A 22,331-nucleotide genomic window follows, 5' to 3' on the forward strand; every position below is an offset into this window, starting at 1 on the left:
TTGCCGGCGCGGGCTTCTCTGTCGGCCTGTGTGCTGCTTAGCGCATGATCATGCGCTGTTTGTCGCGATTTTGCGCATAGCTGGCCTTGTCATAGGGAGCCTGCGCCTCAAGCTGCTCCTTGGTGAAGTTCGTGTAGAGATAGCGCTTGCCGTTCTTGTCGGTCATGAATTTCAGGTTGTCCATGCCGACCGCCACCTCCTTCTCGCCGACGCCAAGGAAGCCGCCAACGTCGATGATGACTGCGTCGACCTTCTTGTCGCTGCCCAGCACGATATCGCCGATCTCGCCGACGTTGACATCGTTGGCGCCATAAACGGTGGTTCCAACCAGATCCTCGGCCCGGATTTCGCCCATCGGCATTTCGGTTAGCGTCGACTTGTCGATCGACCCGGTCTTGGTCTGGTCGGCCGTGGAATTAGCCGGAGGCGCCGCTGCCGGAGCGTTTTGAGCCGTCTTGCCGGCTTGGTCAGCGTTGTTAGTCGTTGCGGTGTTGTCGTTCGGCGCAGTGTTGCTGGCCATCACGGTGGGCGTGACGGTAGCAGGCGCATTGGCATCGTTCGACGCAGTGGTTGCCGGGGCCGGATCATAGGCCTTGCGGTTGAAGTCTGGCTGCGCCTGCAGCTCTTCCTTGGTCGTTTGCGCGACCAGCCAGCGATCGCCGTTCCTCTCGGCCCACTGCGCCTTGTCGAAGTCATAGGCGACGTTCTTTTCGCCGATGCCGAGGAAGCCGCCGACACCGATGATCAGCGATTGCGCCTTGGCTTCCTTGTTGATGACGATGTCGTTCACGTCACCGATGTTTTGGGCGTCGTCGCCGGTGCCGTTATAGACGGTCTCGCCGATGATATTGGTGGCGAGATTGCCTTCGGCGCGCTTCACTGGCTCAGCCGGCGCGGCAGGCGCCGGGGTTGTATTTTGCGCGCTGGTGGAAGGGGCGGCAGGCGCCGCATTATCCGCCGAAGCTGGTGGCGGAGTCGGATCGTAAGGCCTCCGGTCGAAATCCGGCTGAGCCGTCAACTCATCCTTCGTCGTTTGCGCTATCAGCCAACGGTCGCCATTTCTTTCGGCCCATTGCATCTTCTTGTAGTCGAAAACGACGTTCTTGGTTCCTATGCCAAGAAAACCGCCAACGCCGATGACGACGGATTTTACCTCGCCGCGCTCGTCGAAGACGACATCGGTGATCTTGCCGATATTCTCTGCATTGTCGCCGGTGCCGTTATAGACCGACTCGCCGATGATATTGGTGACAAGGCTGCCCTCGGCGCGTTGCACCGGAGCGGCTGGAGCGGAATTCTCTACGGCGGGTGGTTGCGCCGGCGCCGGGGTCGTCGCCGACTGCGCAAATGCACCCGTCGCAATCAATGTTGCGACTGCTGTCGTGGTTAAAAGGGTGCGGATCATCTTAGTGTCTCCTCGTCGGTGATTTCGTGCACGCCGTGCCCGCCTGGCGTCACTGCGGGCGCAGCGTCTTCTGCATGTTCACAACGTTGTGACCACACTGTTGTTCCGAAAAAAGCCGTGGTGCACCCGGTGCGATGTCAATGGTTCTCGGATTCGCCGCGTTGCTCGAAAGGAACATTTTCTCGGCCGCCCCGTTCCACTCCCGGCTGGGGCTCCGTCCCGGCCCGATACGTGCTGGAAAATGGAACGGCCATGCGGTTTGCAGCGGTGCTGAACAAGGACGGGGGCACCCTGCGCACCATCGATCTTGAGGCCTTCGCCAGTCGGATGCGCAGCACACTTGAGACTGCCGGCCACTCGATTGATATCGAAATCGTCGCCGGCAAGGATATCGTCGCCACGCTGGACGGCGTAGCTTCCAGGCGCGGCATCGACGTCGTGCTGGCTGGCGGCGGCGACGGCACCATTTCGGCCGCGGCAGCCCGTTTGATGAATGGGGAGAAGGCGCTGGCAATTCTGCCGGCTGGCACAATGAACCTTTTTGCGCGCGGCCTCGGTATCCCGCAGACCCTCGATGCGGCACTGAAATCGTTTGCCGACGGCGAGGTGATGGCGATTGACATTGCAACAGCCAACGGCCGGCCCTTCGTGCATCAATTCTCGATCGGCATGCACGCCAGGATGGTGCAACTGCGCCAGAAGATGGAATTCGGCTCGCGGTTGGGGAAGATGCGCGCCTCGGTGCGAGCCGCTTGGGCGACGATCAACAATCCACCGGCGATGAACGTAACGCTGATGATCGGCGAGGCCGAGATCAGAACCCGGATCACCGGTATCGGCATCACCAACAATCTGTTTGGCGAGGGCCACCTGCCCTATGCCGATAATCCGGCAGGCGGCGTGCTGGGCATCTATGTCACCGTGGCGCGCCGGCGCGGCGAATTGATCAGGTTCCTCTTTGACGTCGCCCGTGGGAAATGGCGCGGCAACGAGCATGTCGAAATCCATCAGGCAAACCGCGCCGTTTTGAAAATCCATTCGACTAACAGGAAAGTTCAGGCCGTCATGGACGGCGAACTGGTAAAGCTCGATCGCGAGACGACCGTCGAAATCCATCCGCGCGCGTTGAATGTTCTCGTCCCGGCGCGCGCTGTCGAGGCAAAGGTTGCCTGACGTGGGATGCGTGATGTGGGGTTGCGTGATGCAAACTGGCGCGAGCGATGGAGAGAACCTAGCCGCTGGGCGTGTTGCCCTGTTCGGTCTTCGGCGTCTCGATCATCCAGCCGTAGATTTCGGCGACGCCCCAGGCGATAAAAGCCAGCAACAGCGCGGCGATCAGGATACGAAGGACATGCCGACCCCGCCGCCCTTGACGGGCTTTGTTTTCAGGAATGGTTTTTGGCATTGTCTGGCTCCATATTTGGCGCCGGCAGGCGTAACTCGCGGGGCGTTGGCTGGTAACGGTCCCCCGCCGCGAAAGTTCCGGCACTGCAAGGCGGCAGACGGGCCGGTTGGCCTGACCAATCAGCGGAGCCGGCCTCCGGGGGCATAGTGGACGACAATAGCCAGAACACGCCGGGCCTGCCGGCCGATATTCGCCGTGTGGTGGGCGCCGCGGACCGTCTTGCCGTGCTGCACGGCCTCGACACGCTGGACGGGGCTGCCGACCCTGATTTCGATCGTATCGGCGGTCTTGCCGCTTCGGCTATGCAAACGACTGTCGCACTGATCACGCTGGTCGATGCTGAGCGGCAGTGGTTCAAGTCCTGTATCGGCCTCGACGAGACCGAAATCGCAACCGAGACATCGTTCTGCGCCTATACCATCGCAGCCGGCGACGTGCCGATGGTGGTGGCCGACGCGGCGGCGGATCCGCGGTTCAAAGCCAATCCGCTGGTCACCGGCGAGCATCATATCCGCTTTTACGCAGGCGTGCCCATCGTAGTCGACGGCGCGCTGATCGGCACGCTGTGCGTGCTCGACCGGAAGCCGCACGCACGTCCCTCCTCTGTCCAGCTCGACCAGCTGTCGGCGCTGGCCGGCCTCGCCGCCAGCCTGTTCACGCTGAAGAATGCAACCCGCAGTGCGGCGATTGCCAAGGCAGCACTGGTCCGAGAGGAAAAGCGGCGCGCTATCGCGCTCGACGCGGCTTCGCTTGCCAGCTGGGCATGGGATATCCGCAGCGATATGATCGACTGCGATGTCCTGCTGTCCGAATTGTTCAACCTGCCGAAGTCGAACAGGCTGAGGGCGCGCGACATCCTGACCGCCATCGACCCGCGCGACGTTCACCAGACCGAAACACGCTTTCGCGACGCGCTGACCGGCAGCGACGATTATTTTGGCGAATACCGTGTCAAAGGCCTCGATCCGCCGCGATGGATCGCAACACGCGGCCGCGTCATAGAACGCGACGGCGATGGCAAGCCGACGCTGATCTTCGGCGTCAACTACGACATTACCGAACGCAAGCTTGGCGACGAACGTCAACGACTGTTGCTGCGCGAGCTCAATCACCGCGTCAAGAACACTTTGGCAACCGTACAGGCGCTGGCGACGCAGACCGTTCGCCATGCCCGCCAGCCAAGCGAATTCCTCGAAGCCTTCAGCGCCAGGCTGCAGGCACTGGGCGTTGCGCACAGCCTGCTGTCGGACCGCGAGTGGCGCGGCATCGGCATCCGCGAGCTGGTGGAGATCGAGCTAAAGCCGTTCCAAGCCGCCGGACAATCGCGCATGGCGATCTCCGGCGCCGATGTCCTGCTCTCACCCGACCAGGCAGTCGGGCTCGGGCTGATCCTGCATGAACTGGCAAGCAATGCACTGCAATACGGGTCGCTCTCGGTTTCCTCCGGAAAGGTCGATCTCGATTGGAGGGTACAAGGCAGGAAGGGCGCACGCCGTCTGTTGCTGGCCTGGCGCGAAAGCGGCGGCCCGCGGGTTGCGCCGCCCGAACGCCATGGCTTCGGCTCGATCCTGATCCGCCGCAGCCTGGCCAAGGTCATTTCCAGCGAGGTGATCCATGAATTCCGGCCGGACGGCGTGGTCGCGGAAATATCGATTCCGCTCGAAGATTTGTGATTTTGCGACCGGCGCCAGAATCGTTTGCCCCGAACTATCCCCTCCGAACTATTCGCGTTTGCCGGTATCCGGATCATCGGAGCCGCGCTTCACGTTCTCGCGGTAGATGGCGTAGGCAGCGAGTGCTATCGCCGGGCCGAGAATCGCGCTCAGTCTGGCCTTTCCCGGGCCATCTTTGCCCTTGAGCAGCGCCGGCAGCACGGCGAGTGCCGCAGTGATGCCGATAGCCTTCATGTCAGCGTTGCGTCGCTTCGCCCGGCGCCTGGCGCGCGAGCCGGCCGACATCCGGTAGACGAGCAGGATGAGACCGGCGATTGCGAGAAAGCCGATCCCGAAGCTCAGGGAAGCTGCCATCGGCCCATAGCGGGCCGCCGTCCAGATATAGGCCGCCCCGACCAGGAAGCCGAGGCCGCACAGCGCTACGACCGCTGCGACCGAATAGACAATTGCAGCCACACGCGCGCGTTGCACCGCCGCAATGGTTTCGCCCGAGGCGAGGCCCGAGATCAGCGATGCAAGCATTCCCATGCGTGCAGAACTAGCGGCGCGCGAGAAGCGCGAAGAGGAACCCGACGCCGGCGGCGATCGCCAGCGACGTCACCGGCTTCTCGCGCATATGCGCTATCATCTGCGCCTCGATGTCCCTGGCGTTGCTGCGCAGGCTGTCGAAGGCTGCCTCGCCCTGGGTTCGCAACTGCTCGACGCTTTCGGCGGCGGCTCGCCGCGCTGCCCCGTAGCCATGTTCGCCAGTTTTGGCCAACAGCTTGGTAAGTTGGTCGATGTCGGCCTTCAGTTGTGCGATGTCGGCCTCAATATCGGAATTCGTGCGGGCTTCGTTCGCGGCCTTTCCTGCGGCAGTCGCCATTGCTTCACTCTCCATGCTTTTGCTCGGTCGAAACGCCCGACAGACCCCAAGGTTCCGGCACGAACCTCTTCTAACCCTATCTCCGGCAGCGCGCGTTGCAAATGCCTTGCATGGGCCGAGGCCGACGCATCCGCGCCAGCGCGTCTTTTTTAAATGACAGCATGCCAAATAACGATCATGACTTCCCCGTTTCACGATCGAGACGAATTTAAGGAGATATTGCTGCGTGCGCGCATCACTTGACGGTTTGCGGATTCTTATCCTGGAAGATGAGTTCCTGATTGCCATGGATATCGAGCAGCTTTGCCGCGACTACGGCGCGCTCAATGTGGTCATCGCCCGTGATCTGACTGAGATCGAACAGCAAGACGTTGCCGCGCAGTTCGATGTGGCCATCGTCGACCTCATGCTGAGCGGCGTTTCGACGCTCCAATTTGCTTCGCGGCTGCGTGAAGCGGGCATCCCGTTCGTCTTTGCCTCGGGCTATTCGGATACGGACGAGATCAAGAAATCCTTTCCCAGCGTCAGACTGGTCACCAAGCCCTATTCGGGAGACGATCTCGTCGAGGCAGTGGCGGCGGCCTGCAGGCGAACGCATCTCCGCTGAGGCGCGGAGCGGTTCGAACACGCCGCGCTTCACGCAGCCGTCGACCCGGTTACCTGAGCCGAAATTGCGTCCGGGCCATACTCGTCTTCACCGGAGATCTTCAGAATTTCCTGCAGCCGTGTGCGGGCGCGGCTGACGCGGCTCTTGATCGTTCCGACGGCGCAGCCGCAGATCTCGGCCGCTTCCTCGTAGGAGAAGCCCGACGCGCCGATGAGGATAATGGCTTCGCGCTGGTCTTCTGGCAGCAATTCGAGCGCGCCGCGAAAGTCCTCGAGGTCAAGTTGGCCGTGCTGGGCCGGGTGAACGGCAAGCCTGGCCGTCATGACGCCATCGCTGTCCTGCACCTCGCGGCCGCGCTTGCGCATCTGCGAATAGAATTCGTTGCGCAAGATCGTGAACAGCCATGCCTTCAGATTGGTGCCGGGCTGGAAGCTTTCATGCTTGTCCCATGCCTTGACCAATGTTTCCTGCACCAGGTCGTCGGCCTTGTCGGCGTTTTGCGTCAGCGACACGGCAAAAGCCCGCAGGCTCGGGATCGAGCCGAGCAAGTCGGTCTTGAAGCCCTGGGAGACGGCCGCCATGCCTCAGTCCTTCTTTTGTACAGGTTCGGCTTTTTCCAACTGGCTGAGCAGTTGGGCGAAGCGATCCGGCACATTGTCGGAGACCAGCTCGTCGTAGTATTGTTTGAGTTTGCGGCCGATTTCCGAGTTCGGCCCAAGCGGGTCGCGGGAAGCAGCCCGGCGCCCGTTGCCAACGCCACCCATGGTAGCTTTCGTCATGTTCTTCATTTCGCCCTTTTGTCCCAGCCTTAAGCCGCCCTTCAACACATAACGCAAGGCAAGCGGCAGCCTCGTCTGGTTGCCCAACCCGCCCCTAAACGCCAGCCCATATATTTAGTTCCGCATGATCGGAACTTTTTCGCAGAACCCGCGTTTTCAACTCTGGGCTTGCGAACCGTTTTTTAGCTGTAACATGCAATCACGTCATATGAGGGAGACGTCCAATATGAGCCTATCAGCAACCATCGCTCCGCACCTGCCGTTCCTGCGTCGCTTCTCGCGCGCAGTATCCGGATCGCAGGAGAGCGGCGACGCGCTGGTCGCCGCAATGCTCGAGGCCATCATTGCCGATGTCGACATCTTTCCGAACGCATCGAACGACCGCATCGCGCTCTACAAGGTCTTTGCCAAGCTCTTCACCTCAGTGGCCATTCGCGTTCCGCAGGAGCATGCCCAGTCGGCATGGGAACAGCGTGCCGCGGCCAATCTGAATGCAATTGCGCCTCGCCCCCGCCAAGCCTTTCTGCTGGTGGCGGTCGAAGGCTTCAGCGAAGACGAGGCGGCGGAGATTCTCGACGTCGACGAACAGGAATTCTCCGAACTCCTCGCGCAGGCGAGCAACGAGATCTCCCGTCAGGTGGCAACCGACGTGCTGATCATCGAGGATGAGCCGCTGATCGCCATGGACATCGAGGAAATGGTCGAAAGCCTCGGCCACCGCGTCGTCGGAACGGCGCGCACCCACGCCGAGGCGGTGGCGATGTTCGGCAAGGCGCGGCCAAAGATGGTGCTTGCCGATATCCAGCTTGCCGACGGAAGTTCGGGCATAGCGGCCGTGAATGAGATCCTGTCGTCGACCTCGGTACCGGTGATCTTCATCACCGCCTTTCCCGAGCGCCTGCTCACCGGCGAGCGGCCGGAACCGGCATTCCTGGTTACCAAGCCGTTCAATCCGGACATGGTCAAGGCTCTTATCAGCCAGGCCCTGTTCTTTGACCGGCACGCGAAAGCCGCGGCATGAAACAGCGGGCGGCCGAACTGCGGCCGCCGAGACAGCCGCTCCCCAGGATCAGAGGGGAGTGACGCCGGCTCAATTCACTGGCAACCAACTGGGGCAACCAACTGGACCTTTCCACACACCGCGGCAATTCGGGCCCTGAAGATTTTCAGCATCGTCTTTTTCGGAAAATGGTGGAACAAACGGAGGCGAATCACGTTTTCACCGCAGCATTGGAAGGAGATCGATCATGCTTTACTGGGCGCTCGTATTTCTCGTCGTGGCGATCATCGCCGGTGCGCTTGGTTTCGGCGGCATCGCTGGCACCTCGGCCGGCATAGCGCAGATATTGTTCTTCATCTTTCTCGCCTTCCTGATCATATCGCTTATTGCCGGCCTGATCAGACGAGCGTGAATGCCAAGCGGCCATTCAAGCGAACACTGGAAGCCGCACCCCTCAAACGGTTTCCAGCCACCGCCGGGCAGTGTCCTCCAACGGGATGCCGCTCGGCGGACCGCTTTTTAAGGTTTGATACGAACCTCCTCCTTTTGGAACCCATTTTTCCGCGAACCGTTCAGCCCGACATGGGTTGAGCAAATTGACCGATGCGTTCCAGAGTCGGAAAAATGAAAGACCGCGGCCAGAGTGATGAGATCATCGCTTTGCATCCCGCCGAAAGCGGGATGCAGCTTGGTCGGGCCCTTCTCCATGCACTGCACAATGCCGGGATTTCCGTCCTGTACCAGGATCGCGAGATGAAGACGGTGTGGGCGCGCAACATGCGCGCGCCCTGGACTTCCGATGCCTCCGACAACAACGGCATCTTGCCGCCGGCGCAGGCAGAGCGTATCGGCGCCGCCAAGCACGACGTCATCGTCTCCGGCAATCCTCAACATCTTGAGCTCAGCGTGCCGGCCGATGACGGCGCCCGCTGGTTTCAGGTGTGGATAGACGCCGACCGCAGCGAGACCGGCGCGGTGCAGGGCGTCGTGACCACCATGGTCGAAACAACCGAGCAGAAACGCCGGGAGCAGACGTTGAAGGCGCTGCTGCGCGAAGTCAGTCATCGCTCCAAGAACCTTTTGGCCATCATCCAGAGCATCGCCACCCAGACGGGCCGTTATTCCGGCAGCATTGACGATTTCCTGACGCGCTTCCGGGGCCGACTGCAGTCGCTGGCCTCCTCGCAGGATTTGGTTACGTCATCCAACTGGCGGGGAGCGGCGCTGCGCGAGCTGGTTTCCGGTCAGGTCGGCAGGTACGGCGCGGATCCCTTGCACAGCCTACGTTTCCGCGGCGCAAATCCATATCTCAACCCCAATGCCGCCTTGCACATCGGCTTGGCCATGCATGAGCTCGCCGTCAATTCGGTCAGCTATGGCGCACTGTCGCGCAGCGACGGTTTCGTCGAGGTGACGGCCGATCTGACGGCAGCTTCCGCTGGCGAGCCTGCGCTGTCGCTGACATGGGCCGAAGTGATCGGAGCCAACGACAATCAGCGCAGTGAGAAGCGTTTTGGCAGCGTCGCGCTCGAACGCGTCGTGCCCACTTCATTGAATGGAACGGCGACCCTTGAGATCACCGGGAACCGCCTCGAATACCGCCTTGTCGTTCCTCACGGTAATTTCGAGACGGATTAACGAGCGGCGGTCGCCGCGCGAAGGCTTGCTGCGCATCGCCATCTTTAACCGACTGTTCACCATAAAGTCCGATCCTGTGCGAACGTGCCGATCCGCCGGATTGAGTTTGGCACAAAGTGAAGGGAATGGGCGTTGACGGCTGCCGACTTGAACAGACTGGAACAGGCCGCTCGCGTCTCGATGGGCGGTTTTCAGGATCCCGACGCGCCCGCAGCGCCCGCGCCTCGTGCTTCGCCCCTGCGCTTCGCCGCCGTCGCGCTTATGGCCGCGATCGTCCTGACCGCCGCGTCCCAACTGATCTGAATCGAACTCGCCTCTGCTTGATCGCTTTGAAACCACTGCCCGAGTGCTCGGCCGTGCCCGTTCGCGGTCACCGACCTGCAGGGCAGGCCCAACATGTCGTCGCCAGATGCCTTGCCGTCGACCGGCGCTCGGGGACGACTATGACAGGATCGTCTGGAACGTGCGTCCCAGCGGCACGCTCGATGCGTCCTTGGAGATTTCCGGGTTCGTGGTAGCATCAAACGGCGCACGCCCCGAAAAAGACTATCTTAATCAACAATGAAATCGTGCAGGCAAAGGCCGTACTTTCATGCTAAATGGCGGCTGGAGCTTATTAAAGTGAGGACAAAAGTGAGGATGACTCCATGCGGAAGATGATTATTGCCATGGTTGCCGTGGTTGCGGTCAGCGGCTGCACCACCACGGAAGAGAACGTGGGTATCGGCACTGTGGGCGGCGCGCTCATTGGTGGCGCTGTCGGCGGCGGCAAGGGCGCTTTGATCGGCGCCGGCGCTGGTGCGATTGGCGGTCTGCTCGTTCGCCGGCTGCAAAATGGCTACTGCCAGTACAGAGATCGTCACGGCCGGATCTACACAGCTCGCTGCAACTAGTTTCGAGCTCCAGGCGAACAGCAAACGCGGAGGCAGGCCACCTGCCTCCGCGTTTGCCCTTTAAAGCGCTGTTGCGACGCGGCCCACGAGACGGGGCTTCAGGCCGGCAGCGGAACCCTGATTTCCACGTTCAAGCCATCTTCGCAAAAATCGCGCCTGATTGTGCCACGCAATTCGCGCGTGACGTTGAGATCGATCAGTCTGGTGCCAAAACCGCTCTTTGCCGGTGTCTCGAGCTTCTTCTGACCGGCCTCGCGCCAGTTGAGAGCCAATGTCCGGGTGCCGCTACGGGCTTCGAGCGACCAGTCGACCTTCAGCGCGCCGACTGAATTGCCGGCTTCGCCATGCTTCAGCGCATTCGTCGCCAGTTCGTGAAAGACGAGGCCGAGTGCCTGCGTCGTCTTTTCATCGAGAAGAACCTGCGGTCCCGACAGCAGCCCTTCAGGAAGCTCGCTGCCGAACACCTGGCCTAGCTCGATGCGCAGCAGGTCGCCGAGATCGGCTTTCTGCCAGCGTGAGCGCGTCAGCATGTCCTGGGAAGCCGCCATCGCCTGCAGCCGGGCCGAGAAAGAAGCCGAGAATTCCTGGACGTCGGTGGTGTGCGATGCTGTCTGGCGCGCGATTGCCAGCACCCGCGTGATCGAGTTCTTGATGCGATGCTTCATCTCCTGCAGCATCAGGTCTTTTTCCAGCAGGCTCTTTTCGGTCGTTTCGTGAAGCAGCGAGACCGCCTCATAGGCCCGCTCCTGATAGCGGGCCACCAGCGCGATGGCGCCCGCAAGCAGCAGTCCGAACAATCCGAGCATCACCGGGATGGCGCGCGAGGAAGGTTGCGAGAAAGCACTTGTCGGCCTGAACAGGACGACCCACGGCCGGCCGGCGACGGTGACCTTGCGGGTGACCAGCAGCCTGTCGCCGAGGCTCGAAACAGGCGGCGTTTCCGATTGGAACAGCAGGTTGTCGCTGTCCACCGTGCCGTCATAGATCTCGGTGTTGACCGGCAGCAATGGTGCCCGGCTGAGCGCAGCCTGGAACAGATCACGGGCGCGGAAGGCCGCATAAAGGAAGCCGGCAGTCGAGGATCTCGTCGCGTTCACGGCGTCCGGCGCGGTTTCGACATTGAGCCGGACGAAGACGAGGAACCCGGTAAAGGTCTGCGCGGCACCCGTATCCTTGCCGAACTGCACGAGCCCGCTGGCGTGCTGCTGGTCGTCGGCCATCGCCTTTTCGATTGCCTCGCGCCGCGCCGGCCCGGTGAACATGTCGTAGCCGATGCTGGATTTGTTGGACGGATCCAGCGGTTCGAACAGCACGATGGGCGTACGCCACGGTAAGTTCGTGTCGGGATAGATCGGATGGCTTGCGCCGTGATCGTGCAGGATGTCGCGCTCGACCGCCGCCTCGTTGCCAGTTTTCGCCAGGCGGAGGAAACCGATGCCGCGCAGGCCGGCGAAATTATTGTCGACGTCGAGCGCGTTGAAGAAAGCCTTGAACTCGCCCTGCGAGATACCGCCATTGCGTGCGTCGAACAGCGCCCGGGTCGAACGCAGCAGCGACAGGTCCAGGTCGATGCGGCTTTCGATCCGGTTAAGCGCGTCGTCTGCCGTCGCCTCGAATTTAATGCGGGCCGCCTCCTGGGTGGCAAAATAGGCAAAACCCGCCATCGTCAGGCTGATCAGCGCGACGGCGATAAAAGCGACGGTCGGAAAAAGCTTCTTCAATTGCTGATACGTCCCGTGGACGGTTCGGCATCTTTATGGGCAAGTCCTGACGCCAACACAATGGCGAGGCCAAAGCATGGTGACGGCTGGCACATTTTGGCGGCGTGTGATTAGCCGGCTAATTCTCGTTCATGCGGCGATCTTCAGCGCGCCCGGCCCCGGAATGGCGCCGGGTGGGCACTTGCCGAGGATGATCATGCCGAGCACCTCGTCCTGGGTGACGTCGGTTGTGCGCGCCGTTCCGACAACCCGACCGTTCTTCATGACGCAGACACGGTCGGCAAGCTCGAACACGTCGTGAATATCATGGCTGATCAGGAAGATGCCGATGCCGTCGGCCTTGAGCTGCCTGACCAGTTCGCCGACCTGCGCCGTCTCTTGCGGCCCGAGTGCCGCCGTCGGCTCGTCCATGATCAGGATGCGAGCATTGAACAGGATGGCGCGGGCGATCGCCACCGACTGCCGCTGGCCGCCCGAAAGCTTTACCACCGGCTCCTTGAAGCGTTGGAAACGCGGATTGAGCCTGCCCATCACTTTGCGCGCCTCGGCCTCCATGGCGACATCGTCGAGCGTCCCCCAGCCGGTCATCAGCTCGCGGCCGAGAAACAGGTTGGCGGCCGCATCGACATTGTCGGCCAGCGCCAGCGTCTGGTAGATCGTCTCGATGCCGTACTTCTTGGCGTCGCGGGGATTGGAGATCGAAGCCTCCTCGCCGTTGACGAAAATCTGGCCCGCATCGCGCTTGTAGGCGCCGGACAGGATTTTTATCAACGTCGATTTGCCGGCACCGTTGTGACCGAGCAAAGCCATCACCTCGCCCGGGAAAAGGTCGACAGAGGCATCGTCGACGGCGCGAATGCCGCCGAAAGCGATGGAGATGTTGCGCATGTCGATCAGCGGCGTGCCCGTGGGAGCGGTTTTGTCTGCCATGATCGTTCCTCCTCCCTAAACGCGTTTGCGATAGACGGTATCGAGCCACACCGCGAGCACCAGCACGGCGCCGACAACGATGCTCTGCAGCGGTGAATCGATGCCGAGCAGCACCATGCCGGACTGCAGCGACTGCATCAAAAGCGCGCCGAGCATGGCGCCGAGCACTGTGCCGGAGCCGCCGGCGAGCGACGTGCCGCCGATCACCGCCGCCGCGATGACCAGCAGCTCGTCCAACGTGCCCAGCGCATTGGTCGACGAGTTCTGCCTGGCTGACGAGATCGCCGCGGCGATCGTCGCCAGCACGCCCATGATCATGAACACCTTCATGGTCACCCAGCGCGTGTTGATACCGGCAAGGTTGGCTGCTTCCGGATTGCCGCCGATGGCGAAGACATAGCGGCCGAAACGGGTACGCTTGGCGATGAAGGTCATGATCAGCCCTACGGCTACAGCCATCAGCACGGGTATGGCGATGCCATGGGCGATGAACAGCCCGCCTTCGGGAACCGTTATATTGTTGGCCGCCGCATATCTGTTCACGATGCCGACCGGCCAAGGATAGGAATTGGCAAGCCATATGGCGCCCATGATGACAGCGCAGGTGAGGACACCGAGGAACGTCTCGGCCCAGATCGGGCGCAACGGAAAGCGGAACCGCTTGCGCTGCACCCGCCCGTTGAGCAGCATGAACACAACCGCTAGGCACGCGACAATTCCGACGATCCAGCTCCATCGCGCGCCGATCGAACCCGCCGGCCCGCCCCCCATCAGCTGGAAAGTGGCATCAAGCGGCGCAATCGTCTGACCGCTGGCGACCCACCATGCGGCACCCCGCCAGACCAGAAGGCCGCCCAGCGTCACGATGAAGGCCGGCACCTCGAGATAAGCGATGATGTATCCCTGGAACGCTCCGATCAGAAGGCCAAGCGCCAGGCCGATGGCCAGTGCCAGGATCCAGATCCAGGGATTGCCTAATTGCAGACCGATCATTCGCACCAGGAAATGCACCTGCGCAAAGCCCATGACCACGCCGATCAGACCTTCGGCGGAACCGACCGACAGGTCGATATTGCGCATGACGATAACCAGCACCATTCCGGCGGCCATTATGGCCACGGCGGAAGTCTGCACCGACAGGTTCCAGAGATTGCGTGGCGTCAGGAAGGTCCGGCTGTCGAAGTCGAACGGATTGACGCCGAGCCGTACGCTGGAAATGACATGCAGACCGACCCAGATGACCAGCAGCGCGCCGACCATGCCGAGCATGCGCGTGTCGAGTTCGGTTGCCTTGAGAAATCGGGCAACGATGCCGAGCTCGGATTCCCGTGCCCGGTCTGCCGTGCTGTCGACCGGCGTGTTGGACGTCGTGTCGGTCATGATGTTTCTCCCGCCGGGTTGCCGTCTGCCGCGGATGCCGGAAGCAGCCTAGAAGTTATCCGCCGGAAGCGGAAAAACAACTCTTGTTGAAAAACGCCGCGGCGAGCGGCCGCGGCGTTCGGACTTCTCGGAAACGTCGGCTCAGTTGCAGACTGCAACAGTGCCAGCCGTCACGCCGGCGCAGACCTCTTCTTTCTTGATCCAGCCGGCGTCGATGACGACGTTGAGGTTGTCCTTGGTGATGGCGACCGGGGTCAGGAACAGCGACTTGACGGTATTGCCGCCGGGCGTGGTGAAATCCTTCACGCCGGCAATGTCGGTCATCTGCTTGCCGTCGGCCAGCTGCGAGGCGATCTCGGCGGCATTCTTGCCGAGCTCGCGCGCATCCTTCCACACCGACACGGTCTGTGTGCCGAGCGCGATGCGGTTCAGCGCGGCGTGGTCGCCGTCCTGGCCCGAAACCGGAACCGATCCGGCCAGCCCTTGCGCTGTCAGCGCGGCGACGACGCCGCCGGCAGTGCCGTCATTGGCCGCGACCACGGCATCGACCTTGTTGTCGTTGGCGGTCAGGAACTGTTCCATGTTCTTCTGAGCGTTGGCCGGCAGCCAGCCGTCGGTATAGGCCTCGCCGACATTCTTGATCTTGCCGCTGTCTATTGCCGCCTTCAGCACCTCCATCGAACCGGCAAACAGGAAATCGGCATTCGGATCGGAACCCGAACCCTTGATGAAGACATAGTTGCCTTCCGGCTTCACCTTGAAGACTTCCCGGGCCTGCATGCGGCCGACTTCCTTGTTGTCGAAGGTCAGGTAAAAGACGTCCTTGTTCTCGATCAGCCGGTCGTAGCCGACAACCGGAATACCTTCGTCCAGCGCCTTTTGCACGGCCGGCCCGATGGCCGAGGCGTCCTGCGCCAGGATGATCAGTGCGGTGGCGCCCTGCGAGATCAGGCTCTCGACGTCGGTGAGCTGCTTGCCGGGGTTGGACTGTGCGTCGGCGGAAATATACTTGTCGCCTGCGGCCTCGATGGCCGCCTTCATTGCGGCCTCGTCGGTCTTCCAGCGCTCTTCCTGGAAGTTCGACCAGGAAACGCCGATGACCTTGTCTTTAGCCTGCGCCACCGACGCCAGCGCCAGCGTCATGGCGACACCCGCCAGAATGGCGGTCGTGAATTTCTTCATCATATCCTCCCTGCGCCGCGTACGGCGTGACCAATTGGCTCAAAGACCAGCTTAGAAGCTCTAATTTTTTCGAGCCTCGAAAAAATACTGGCCCGATCTCCGGCTGCTGTCAACATCGATTCTGATGGATTTTGATGACTCTGCGAGTTTTTTCGAGCGTCGGAATAAACGATGACAGCGCCACCTGCATCTGACACTATTTGCCTCATCCGACACTATTTGTCGGACATTACCGACGGCTTCCGGTTCATGAGCGGCCGCGGCAACCGGGAGGAAAGCAAAACAATGTCGGTCGGAATCCGCCATGACGATTTGCGCCGGCGCAACCGGGCGATCGTGATCTCGGCGGTGCGCCGGGCCGGCCAGCCATCGCGTACTGAGATCGCAGCTACCACCGGCCTCAGTCATTCGACCATATCGGCGATTTCTTCCGACCTGATACGGGAAGGCATCCTCGCCGAGAGCAAGCCAAGTGAGCCCGTTTCGTTGAAACGCGGTCGTCCGCAAGTCGGCCTCGCCCTCAACCCGGAAGCGGCGGCGGTGCTGACCGTGGTGTTGTCGCTGAATTTCCTTTCGGCCGCCATTATCGACTATACGGGACAGGTGGTCGCCGAGGAACAGCGCCGGCTGGACACGCTGACTATGCCGCGCGACGAGCTGATCCGTGAATGCATGGCCATCGTCCGGCGCCGGCTGCAGGATCCAGATCTTGACGTCCGCAGTGTCGCCCGCATCGCCCTGGCGATTCAGGGCATTACCGACTCCCCTGCACGCGCCATGCTGTGGTCGCCGATCACGCCGCAGACCGACATCGCCTTTGCCGACATGCTGGAGGACGAATTCGGCATCCCGGCAACGGTGGAGAACGACTGCAACATGATGGCGGTGGCTTTGCGCTGGCGCAATCCGGATCGCTATCGCGATGACTTCATCGCCATCCTGCTTTCGCATGGCATCGGCATGGGGCTGGTGCTGAAGGGCGAACTGTTCACCGGGACGCATTCCTCGGGCGGCGAATTTGGCCACATGATCCATCGTCCGGGCGGCGCGCTCTGCCGTTGCGGGCGGCGCGGCTGCATCGAGGCGTATGCCGGCAACTACGCCATCTGGCGCAACGCCAGGCAGATGAGCGAAGACAGCGAACCGGTCGCCGACGTCAGCGACGCCGACATGCGCGCACTGGCGGCCCGGGCGCGCGAGAAAGATGGGCCGGAACGCGAGGCCTACCGCAAGGCCGGCGAAGCGCTGGGTTTCGGTCTCGGCTCGCTGTTCGCGCTGATCGATCCGGCACCGGTCGCGATGGTCGGCGCCAGTGCCGCCGCCTTCGATCTGATCGAGCCGGCCTTGCGGAAGGCAATCGCCCAGACCGCCGGCGGCCAGCATTCAGGCTCGATCTCCTTCGATACAGAGCCGAACGAATTGCCTCTGATCCGCGAAGGCTGCGCGATGCGGGCGTTAAGCTTCGTCGACCAGGAGATTTTCGCGCCGGGCGCGCAAATGAGGCCCAGCGTCAGAAAGAACGTAGCCTGACCAGGCGGGTCAATCTTCCCTGATCGCATAGCCGGCGCCGCGGATGGTGCGGATGACATCCGGCATCCGGCCGTTGTTGACGGCTTTGCGCAGCCGCCCGACATGCACGTCGACGGTGCGTTCGTCGATGTAGATTGTCTCCCCCCAGACATTATCGAGTAACTGGCTGCGCGAGAAGACACGGCCCGGATGCCGCATCATGAACTCGAGCAGCCGGAATTCGGTCGGCCCGAGCCTGATTTCGCTCTTCTTGCGATAGACCCTGTGCGATTCGCGATCGAGCACGATGTCGCCGACCTTCAGCACGCTGGACAGCACTTCCGGCTTGGCGCGCCGCAGCAGCGCCTTGACCCTGGCCATGAATTCCGGTGTCGAAAACGGCTTGACCAGATAGTCGTCGGCGCCGGTCGAAAGACCGCGCACCCGGTCGCTCTCCTCGCCGCGCGCGGTCAGCATGATGATCGGCAGCCGCTCGGTTTCGGGGCGCACCCGCAACCGACGACAGAGCTCGATGCCGGAAACCGCTGGTATCATCCAGTCGAGCACCAAAAGGTCGGGCACATTCTCCTGCAAACGGATCTCGGCTTCGTCGCCGCGTGTCACCACCTCGACCTGGTAGCCTTCGGATTCGAGATTGTAGCGGAGCAGCACACCCAACGGCTCCTCGTCCTCCACCACCATTATGCGTGGTGCGATCATCGGCTGGGCACCCCCATCATGTCACCGGTGCGGACATTGTCGTTTCGTCCTGCTTCGGACGATTGACCGGCAATTGCTCGCCGGTCAGCACATAATACGCATTTTCGGCGATGTTGGTGACATGGTCGCCGATCCGCTCCAGATTCTTGGCGCAGAACAGCAGGTGCGTGCAAGCGGTGATGTTGCGCGGATCTTCCATCATGTAGGTCAACAGCTCGCGGAACACGGACGTGTATTTGACGTCGATGCGCTCGTCGGCGGCACGCAGCTTGGCCAACGCGGCCGCATCGCCTGCAGCATATTCCTCGATGACACCCTGCACCTGGATGAGAACCAGCTGCGCCATCGCGTCGATGGAATGCGACAGGTCCCGCGGCGTGGCGCTGAGGCCGACCGCACTCACGCGCTTGGCGATATTCTTGGCAAGGTCGCCGATGCGTTCGAGGTCGCCCGCCATGCGGATCGCTCCGACCACATGGCGAAGATCGTGGGCCATCGGCTGGCGTTTGGCGATCAGGGTGATGGCGCGGTCGTCCAGTTCGCGTTGACGCGCATCCATGATGGCGTCGTCGGAAACGACGCGTTGCGCCAGCACGTTGTCGGAATTCAACAGCGCCTTGGTCGCCCCGCCGACCATCGAACCGGCGAGGTCGGCCATGTCGCGGATCAGCTTGCTGATCTGCTCGAGATCCTCGTCGAAAGAAGCGACTGTGTGTTCGCCCATGGTCCTGTCCTCATATGCATGATCGGAACGGCTCAGCCGAAGCGGCCAGTGATGTAGTCCTGCGTGCGCTTCTCGCGGGGCGACGTGAATATCTTCTCGGTCCGGTCGAACTCGACCAGTTCACCCAGATACATGAAGGCCGTCTGGCGCGACACGCGCGCCGCTTGCTGCATGTTGTGGGTGACGATGACGATCGTGTAGTCGGCTTGCAATTCGTCGATCAGTTCCTCGATCTTGGCAGTCGACAGCGGGTCGAGCGCCGAAGCCGGTTCGTCGAGCAGAATGACTTCCGGCTTCACCGCCACGGTGCGGGCGATACAGAGCCGCTGCTGCTGGCCGCCGGACAGGCTCAAGCCGCTGGCGTTGAGCTTGTCCTTGACCTCGCTCCACAGCGCGGCGCGCTTCAACGCCTGTTCGACGCGGCCGTCCATCTCGGACTTGCCGAGGTTCTCGTAAAGCCTGACGCCGAAGGCGATGTTCTCGTAGATCGACATCGGGAACGGCGTCGGCTTCTGGAACACCATGCCGATCTTGGTCCTGAGGAGGTTGAGATCCTGCGACCGGTCGAGAATGTTCTTGCCGTCGAGCAGCACCTGGCCCTCGGCCGTCTGTTTTGGGTAGAGCTCATAGATGCGGTTGAACACACGCAGCAGCGTCGATTTCCCGCAGCCCGAAGGGCCGATGAAGGCCGTGACGCTGCGCTCGGGCAGCGACAGACTGATGTCCTTCAGCGCCTTGCTCTGGCCGTAGTAGAAGTTGAGGTTCTTGACCTCGATCTTCGTCTTCTCGGCGACCGTTTCGGCCATCGTCATGTCTGGGGACAACATCTGTGTCATCTGTCCTCTCTGCGTCCGGTAAGGCTGCGGGCGAGGATGCTCAAGCCCAGAACCGTCAGGGTGATTATGAGTGCGCCGGTCCACGCCAGTTGCTGCCATTCCTCGTAAGGGCTGAGAGCGAACTGGAAGATGGTCACCGGCAGGCTGGCCATCGGCGCGTTGATATTGCTGCTCCAGAACTGGTTGTTGAGCGCGGTGAAGAGCAGCGGCGCCGTCTCGCCGGAAATGCGTGCTATCGCCAGCAATATGCCGGTGACGATGCCGGACAATGCGGCGCGGTAGGCGACCGAACGGATCACCACCCAGCGCGGCGCGCCGATCGCGGCACCGGCTTCACGCAACGCGTTCGGCACCAGGTTGAGCATGTCTTCAGTGGTGCGCACGACCACCGGAATGACCAGGATGGCAAGCGCAACGGCGCCGGCAATGGCCGAGAAATGTCCCATTGGCCGCACCATCAGCTCATAGACAAACAAGCCTATGATGATCGACGGCGCCGACAACAGGATGTCGTTGATGAAGCGGACGACGGTGGTGATGCGCGAAAAGCGTCCATACTCGGCCATGTAGGTTCCCGCCAGCACGCCGACCGGCGTGCCGACGACAACGGCGATGATCGTCATCAGCAGGCTGCCCGCGATGGCATTGAGCAGGCCGCCGGCCTCGCCCGGTGGTGGCGTCATCTCGGTGAAGACCGCGAGCGAAAGCCCGGCTGTGCCCTTATAGACCAACGCGCCGAGAATGAGCGCCAGCCAGGCAAGCCCGATGCCGGCGGCGACGACGCAAAGCGCCATCATCACCGAATTCCTGGCTTTGCGGCGGCTGTGGAGCGATGAGGATGTCGACATCGGTCAGGCTCCCGTACGGGCGTCGATCCGCATCAGCATATAGCGGGCGGCGGCGAGGATCAGGAAGGTGATGACGAAGAGGATCAGGCCGAGCGAAACCAGCGAGGAGGTGTAGAGGTCGCCGTCGGCCTCGGTGAATTCATTGGCGATGGTCGCCGAGATCGTCGTGCCCGGCGCGAACAGGGAGGCACTGATGCGATGTGCGTTGCCGATGACGAAGGTCACCGCCATGGTCTCGCCGAGCGCCCGGCCGAGGCCAAGCATGACGCCGCCCATGATGCCGATGCGGGTATAGGGAATGACCACGCGCCGGGTCACTTCCCAGGTCGTGCAACCGATGCCATAGGCCGATTCCTTCAGCACCGCCGGCACCGTATCGAAGACGTCCTTGGTGATCGAGGTGATGAAGGGCAGCACCATGATGGCGAGGATCAGCGCCGAGGTCAGAAGGCCGATGCCGTAAGGAGGGCCGGCGAAAAGGCTGGATAGTCCCGGCACGCCGTGGAAGATGTTGATGATGAAGGGCTGTATCGTCGTCTGCAGGAACGGCGCGAACACGAACAGGCCCCAGATCCCGTAGATGATCGAAGGAATGCCGGCCAACAGCTCGACCGCTATGCCGATCGGGCGCCTGAGCGGGCGCGGGCAGAGCTCGGTGAGAAAGATTGCAATGCCGATGCCGATCGGAACCGCGATCAGGATGGCAATGGCCGCCGTCACCAGGGTGCCGTAGATCGGCGCCAGTGCGCCAAATTTTTCCGTAACGGGATTCCAGCTCTCAGTCGTCAGGAAAGAAAAACCGAACGACGACAGCGCCTGCCATGAGCCGGCAAACAGCGAGATGGCGACACCGCCGAGGATGACCAGCACAAGGATTGCGGAAGCGCGGGTGAGTCCGCGAAATATGGCATCTGTGAGTGCGAAGCGCCGCACCGTAGCTTCCCTGGCCCGGGCTGCTGCAGATGGTGGCATGGCATCGGAAGCGATGGTCATTGGGTCCTCGCGATTAAAGGCAACAGGGAGGGCGCCGTCGACGCCCTCCCTGGAGGAGATTACATAGCCGAGTAGAGCGGCTTGCCGTCGTCGCCGACGACTTCCTTGGCCCACATGGCCTTGACGCTCTCAACCACCTTGTCGGGCATCGGAACGTAGTCCAGCTCGCCGGCCATCTCGTCGCCCTTGTCGTATGCCCAGGCGAAGAATTTGAGCGCTTCGCCGGTGGTCGCGGCATCATCCGGCTTCTTGTAGAGCAGGATCCACGTTGCCGCCGTCATCGGCCAGGACTCGGCGCCCGGCTCGTTGGCGAGGATGACGCCATAGCCCGGCTGCGAGCTCCAGTCGGCATTGGCCGCTGCCGCCGAGAACGCCGCCGCGGTGGGCTCGATCTTCTTGCCGTCCTTGTTGATCATATCGGTGTGGATGAGCTTGTTCTGCTTGGCGTAGGCATATTCGACATAACCGATCGCGCCGCCGGTCTGGGAGACATTGTTGGCAACGCCCTCATTGCCCTTGGCGCCGATGCCGACCGGCCATTCCACGGCCTTGTCGACGCCGACCTTTTCTTTCCAGTCCGCGCTGACGTCGCCGAGGTAATAGGTGAAGTTGAACGTCGTGCCCGAACCATCCGAACGGTGAACGACCGCGATCGCCTGCGAAGGCAGTTTGACGTCGGGATTGAGCTTCTTGATCGCCTCGTCATCCCAGCTCGTGATCTTGCCGAGGAAGATGTCGGCCAGCGTCGGGCCGTCGAGAACCAACTCGCCCGGCTTGATGCCCTCGAGATTGACGACGGGAACGATGCCGCCCATCACCATCGGGAACTGAGCCAGTCCGGACGCTTCAAGCTCGTCGCCCTTGAGCGGCGCATCCGAAGCGCCGAAGGTAACGGTCTTGGCCTTGATCTGCTTGATGCCGCCGCCGGAACCGATCGACTGGTAGTTAAGGCCAACGCCGGTGTCTTTCTTGTAGGTGTCGGCCCACTTCGCATAGATCGGGTAGGGGAAGGTGGCGCCGGCGCCGGAGATGTCCGCGGCGAGCGCGGCGGACAGGGTGAGGGTGGTCGTCGCCGCAGCCATTGCAATCGCAACGGCCGCCGAGCGGATGAAATGTCTCATGTGGCCTGCTCCTGTTCGGAATATGGTCTCTCGGCGCCATTCCTCCGGCGCCCGCTGAGGCCAATAGCCCCCGATTATTACAGTCGCATGACAGTTTCATGT

Annotated in this window: 25 protein-coding genes; 9 read left to right on the plus strand and 16 right to left on the minus strand. The window is 62.0% G+C overall.

Annotated features, from left to right (window positions below; translation table 11 throughout):
- Positions 1-37: 37 nt before the first annotated feature.
- Positions 38-1,405: a PRC-barrel domain-containing protein gene (locus NKJ81_RS09060; RefSeq protein WP_352540232.1), complete on the minus strand. Its 1,368-nt coding sequence runs from the start codon at positions 1,403-1,405 to the stop codon at positions 38-40.
- A gap of 252 nt (positions 1,406-1,657) precedes the next feature.
- On the opposite strand from NKJ81_RS09060, the gene NKJ81_RS09065 reads away from it, so the two are divergent.
- Positions 1,658-2,578: a diacylglycerol/lipid kinase family protein gene (locus NKJ81_RS09065; RefSeq protein ID WP_352471119.1), complete on the plus strand. Its 921-nt coding sequence runs from the start codon at positions 1,658-1,660 to the stop codon at positions 2,576-2,578.
- 58 nt (positions 2,579-2,636) lie between these two features.
- Here NKJ81_RS09065 and NKJ81_RS09070 read toward each other — a convergent pair whose 3' ends face one another.
- Positions 2,637-2,810, minus strand: a complete 174-nt coding sequence (locus NKJ81_RS09070) for a hypothetical protein (RefSeq protein ID WP_292659198.1) — start codon at positions 2,808-2,810, stop codon at positions 2,637-2,639.
- Positions 2,811-2,956: 146 nt separating this feature from the next.
- Between NKJ81_RS09070 and NKJ81_RS09075 the strand changes: the two genes are divergently transcribed.
- Entirely contained in the window at positions 2,957-4,483 is a 1,527-nt protein-coding gene (locus NKJ81_RS09075; RefSeq protein WP_352540233.1) for a sensor histidine kinase, read from the plus strand.
- A gap of 48 nt (positions 4,484-4,531) precedes the next feature.
- On the opposite strand, the gene NKJ81_RS09080 is transcribed toward NKJ81_RS09075, so the two are convergent.
- Complete coding sequence (locus tag NKJ81_RS09080; RefSeq protein ID WP_352540234.1) at positions 4,532-5,011, minus strand: hypothetical protein; 480 nt, start codon at positions 5,009-5,011, stop codon at positions 4,532-4,534.
- Between the two features lie 10 nt (positions 5,012-5,021).
- Positions 5,022-5,348: an ElaB/YgaM/YqjD family protein gene (locus NKJ81_RS09085; RefSeq protein ID WP_023678546.1), complete on the minus strand. Its 327-nt coding sequence runs from the start codon at positions 5,346-5,348 to the stop codon at positions 5,022-5,024.
- A gap of 286 nt (positions 5,349-5,634) precedes the next feature.
- On the opposite strand from NKJ81_RS09085, the gene NKJ81_RS09090 reads away from it, so the two are divergent.
- On the plus strand, positions 5,635-5,955 hold the full coding sequence (locus NKJ81_RS09090) for a response regulator (protein ID WP_502893706.1): 321 nt from the start codon (positions 5,635-5,637) through the stop codon (positions 5,953-5,955).
- A gap of 29 nt (positions 5,956-5,984) precedes the next feature.
- Here the strand turns inward: NKJ81_RS09090 and NKJ81_RS09095 are convergent, their stop codons facing one another.
- Positions 5,985-6,536, minus strand: a complete 552-nt coding sequence (locus NKJ81_RS09095; RefSeq protein ID WP_023678544.1) for a sigma-70 family RNA polymerase sigma factor — start codon at positions 6,534-6,536, stop codon at positions 5,985-5,987.
- Positions 6,537-6,539: 3 nt separating this feature from the next.
- The gene (locus NKJ81_RS09100; RefSeq protein WP_023678543.1) at positions 6,540-6,743 is read right to left on the minus strand and encodes a NepR family anti-sigma factor; all 204 of its coding nucleotides are present in this window, start codon (positions 6,741-6,743) and stop codon (positions 6,540-6,542) included.
- Positions 6,744-6,960: 217 nt separating this feature from the next.
- Here NKJ81_RS09100 and NKJ81_RS09105 point away from each other — a divergent pair, with 217 nt between their 5' ends.
- The 5 genes from NKJ81_RS09105 to NKJ81_RS09130 all read left to right on the plus strand — a co-directional run bounded on the left by NKJ81_RS09105 (position 6,961) and on the right by NKJ81_RS09130 (position 10,265).
- Positions 6,961-7,755, plus strand: a complete 795-nt coding sequence (locus NKJ81_RS09105) for a response regulator (protein WP_352471123.1) — start codon at positions 6,961-6,963, stop codon at positions 7,753-7,755.
- A gap of 226 nt (positions 7,756-7,981) precedes the next feature.
- Positions 7,982-8,146, plus strand: a complete 165-nt coding sequence (locus NKJ81_RS09110) for a DUF1328 domain-containing protein (RefSeq protein ID WP_023678541.1) — start codon at positions 7,982-7,984, stop codon at positions 8,144-8,146.
- Between the two features lie 191 nt (positions 8,147-8,337).
- A complete protein-coding gene (locus tag NKJ81_RS09115) occupies positions 8,338-9,372 on the plus strand; it encodes a sensor histidine kinase (RefSeq protein ID WP_352451150.1) in 1,035 nt (344 codons plus the stop codon).
- A gap of 132 nt (positions 9,373-9,504) precedes the next feature.
- Positions 9,505-9,675 carry a hypothetical protein gene (locus tag NKJ81_RS09120; protein ID WP_352540235.1) on the plus strand — a complete coding sequence of 57 codons (171 nt, stop codon included), beginning with the start codon at positions 9,505-9,507 and terminating at the stop codon, positions 9,673-9,675.
- Positions 9,676-10,019: 344 nt separating this feature from the next.
- Positions 10,020-10,265: a YMGG-like glycine zipper-containing protein gene (locus tag NKJ81_RS09130; protein ID WP_006328050.1), complete on the plus strand. Its 246-nt coding sequence runs from the start codon at positions 10,020-10,022 to the stop codon at positions 10,263-10,265.
- A gap of 98 nt (positions 10,266-10,363) precedes the next feature.
- Here the strand turns inward: NKJ81_RS09130 and NKJ81_RS09135 are convergent, their stop codons facing one another.
- From NKJ81_RS09135 to xylF, 4 genes are all read right to left on the minus strand, one after another.
- Entirely contained in the window at positions 10,364-11,986 is a 1,623-nt protein-coding gene (locus NKJ81_RS09135; RefSeq protein WP_352540236.1) for a CHASE domain-containing protein, read from the minus strand.
- A 129-nt stretch (positions 11,987-12,115) separates the two neighbouring features.
- Entirely contained in the window at positions 12,116-12,916 is an 801-nt protein-coding gene (locus NKJ81_RS09140; RefSeq protein WP_352471126.1) for an ATP-binding cassette domain-containing protein, read from the minus strand.
- Positions 12,917-12,931: 15 nt separating this feature from the next.
- Entirely contained in the window at positions 12,932-14,296 is a 1,365-nt protein-coding gene (locus tag NKJ81_RS09145; protein WP_352540237.1) for a sugar ABC transporter permease, read from the minus strand.
- A gap of 141 nt (positions 14,297-14,437) precedes the next feature.
- Positions 14,438-15,478, minus strand: a complete 1,041-nt coding sequence (xylF, locus tag NKJ81_RS09150) for a D-xylose ABC transporter substrate-binding protein (RefSeq protein WP_352540238.1) — start codon at positions 15,476-15,478, stop codon at positions 14,438-14,440.
- A gap of 285 nt (positions 15,479-15,763) precedes the next feature.
- On the opposite strand from xylF, the gene NKJ81_RS09155 reads away from it, so the two are divergent.
- Positions 15,764-17,008 (plus strand): ROK family protein, encoded by a 1,245-nt coding sequence (locus tag NKJ81_RS09155; protein ID WP_352540239.1) that lies wholly within the window; start codon positions 15,764-15,766, stop codon positions 17,006-17,008.
- Positions 17,009-17,017: 9 nt separating this feature from the next.
- Here the strand turns inward: NKJ81_RS09155 and phoB are convergent, their stop codons facing one another.
- The 6 genes from phoB to pstS are packed head-to-tail and all read right to left on the minus strand — an operon-like array spanning position 17,018 to position 22,229.
- The gene (phoB, locus tag NKJ81_RS09160) at positions 17,018-17,707 is read right to left on the minus strand and encodes a phosphate regulon transcriptional regulator PhoB (RefSeq protein ID WP_031212149.1); all 690 of its coding nucleotides are present in this window, start codon (positions 17,705-17,707) and stop codon (positions 17,018-17,020) included.
- Between the two features lie 16 nt (positions 17,708-17,723).
- Positions 17,724-18,431 (minus strand): phosphate signaling complex protein PhoU, encoded by a 708-nt coding sequence (gene phoU, locus NKJ81_RS09165; protein ID WP_023678534.1) that lies wholly within the window; start codon positions 18,429-18,431, stop codon positions 17,724-17,726.
- Between the two features lie 32 nt (positions 18,432-18,463).
- Positions 18,464-19,267, minus strand: coding sequence for a phosphate ABC transporter ATP-binding protein PstB (pstB, locus tag NKJ81_RS09170; protein ID WP_352451144.1), 804 nt, complete (start codon positions 19,265-19,267; stop codon positions 18,464-18,466).
- Positions 19,264-20,115: a phosphate ABC transporter permease PstA gene (gene pstA, locus NKJ81_RS09175; RefSeq protein WP_352471130.1), complete on the minus strand. Its 852-nt coding sequence runs from the start codon at positions 20,113-20,115 to the stop codon at positions 19,264-19,266. The genes pstB and pstA overlap by 4 nt, the downstream gene beginning before the upstream one ends.
- Positions 20,116-20,118: 3 nt before the next feature.
- A complete protein-coding gene (pstC, locus tag NKJ81_RS09180; protein ID WP_352540240.1) occupies positions 20,119-21,108 on the minus strand; it encodes a phosphate ABC transporter permease subunit PstC in 990 nt (329 codons plus the stop codon).
- A 59-nt stretch (positions 21,109-21,167) separates the two neighbouring features.
- Positions 21,168-22,229: a phosphate ABC transporter substrate-binding protein PstS gene (pstS, locus tag NKJ81_RS09185; RefSeq protein ID WP_352471132.1), complete on the minus strand. Its 1,062-nt coding sequence runs from the start codon at positions 22,227-22,229 to the stop codon at positions 21,168-21,170.
- Between the last annotated feature and the right edge of the window lie 102 nt (positions 22,230-22,331).

It is taken from the genome of Mesorhizobium sp. M0018, from assembly GCF_040323955.1.
Classification (GTDB): Bacteria; Pseudomonadota; Alphaproteobacteria; order Rhizobiales; family Rhizobiaceae; genus Mesorhizobium.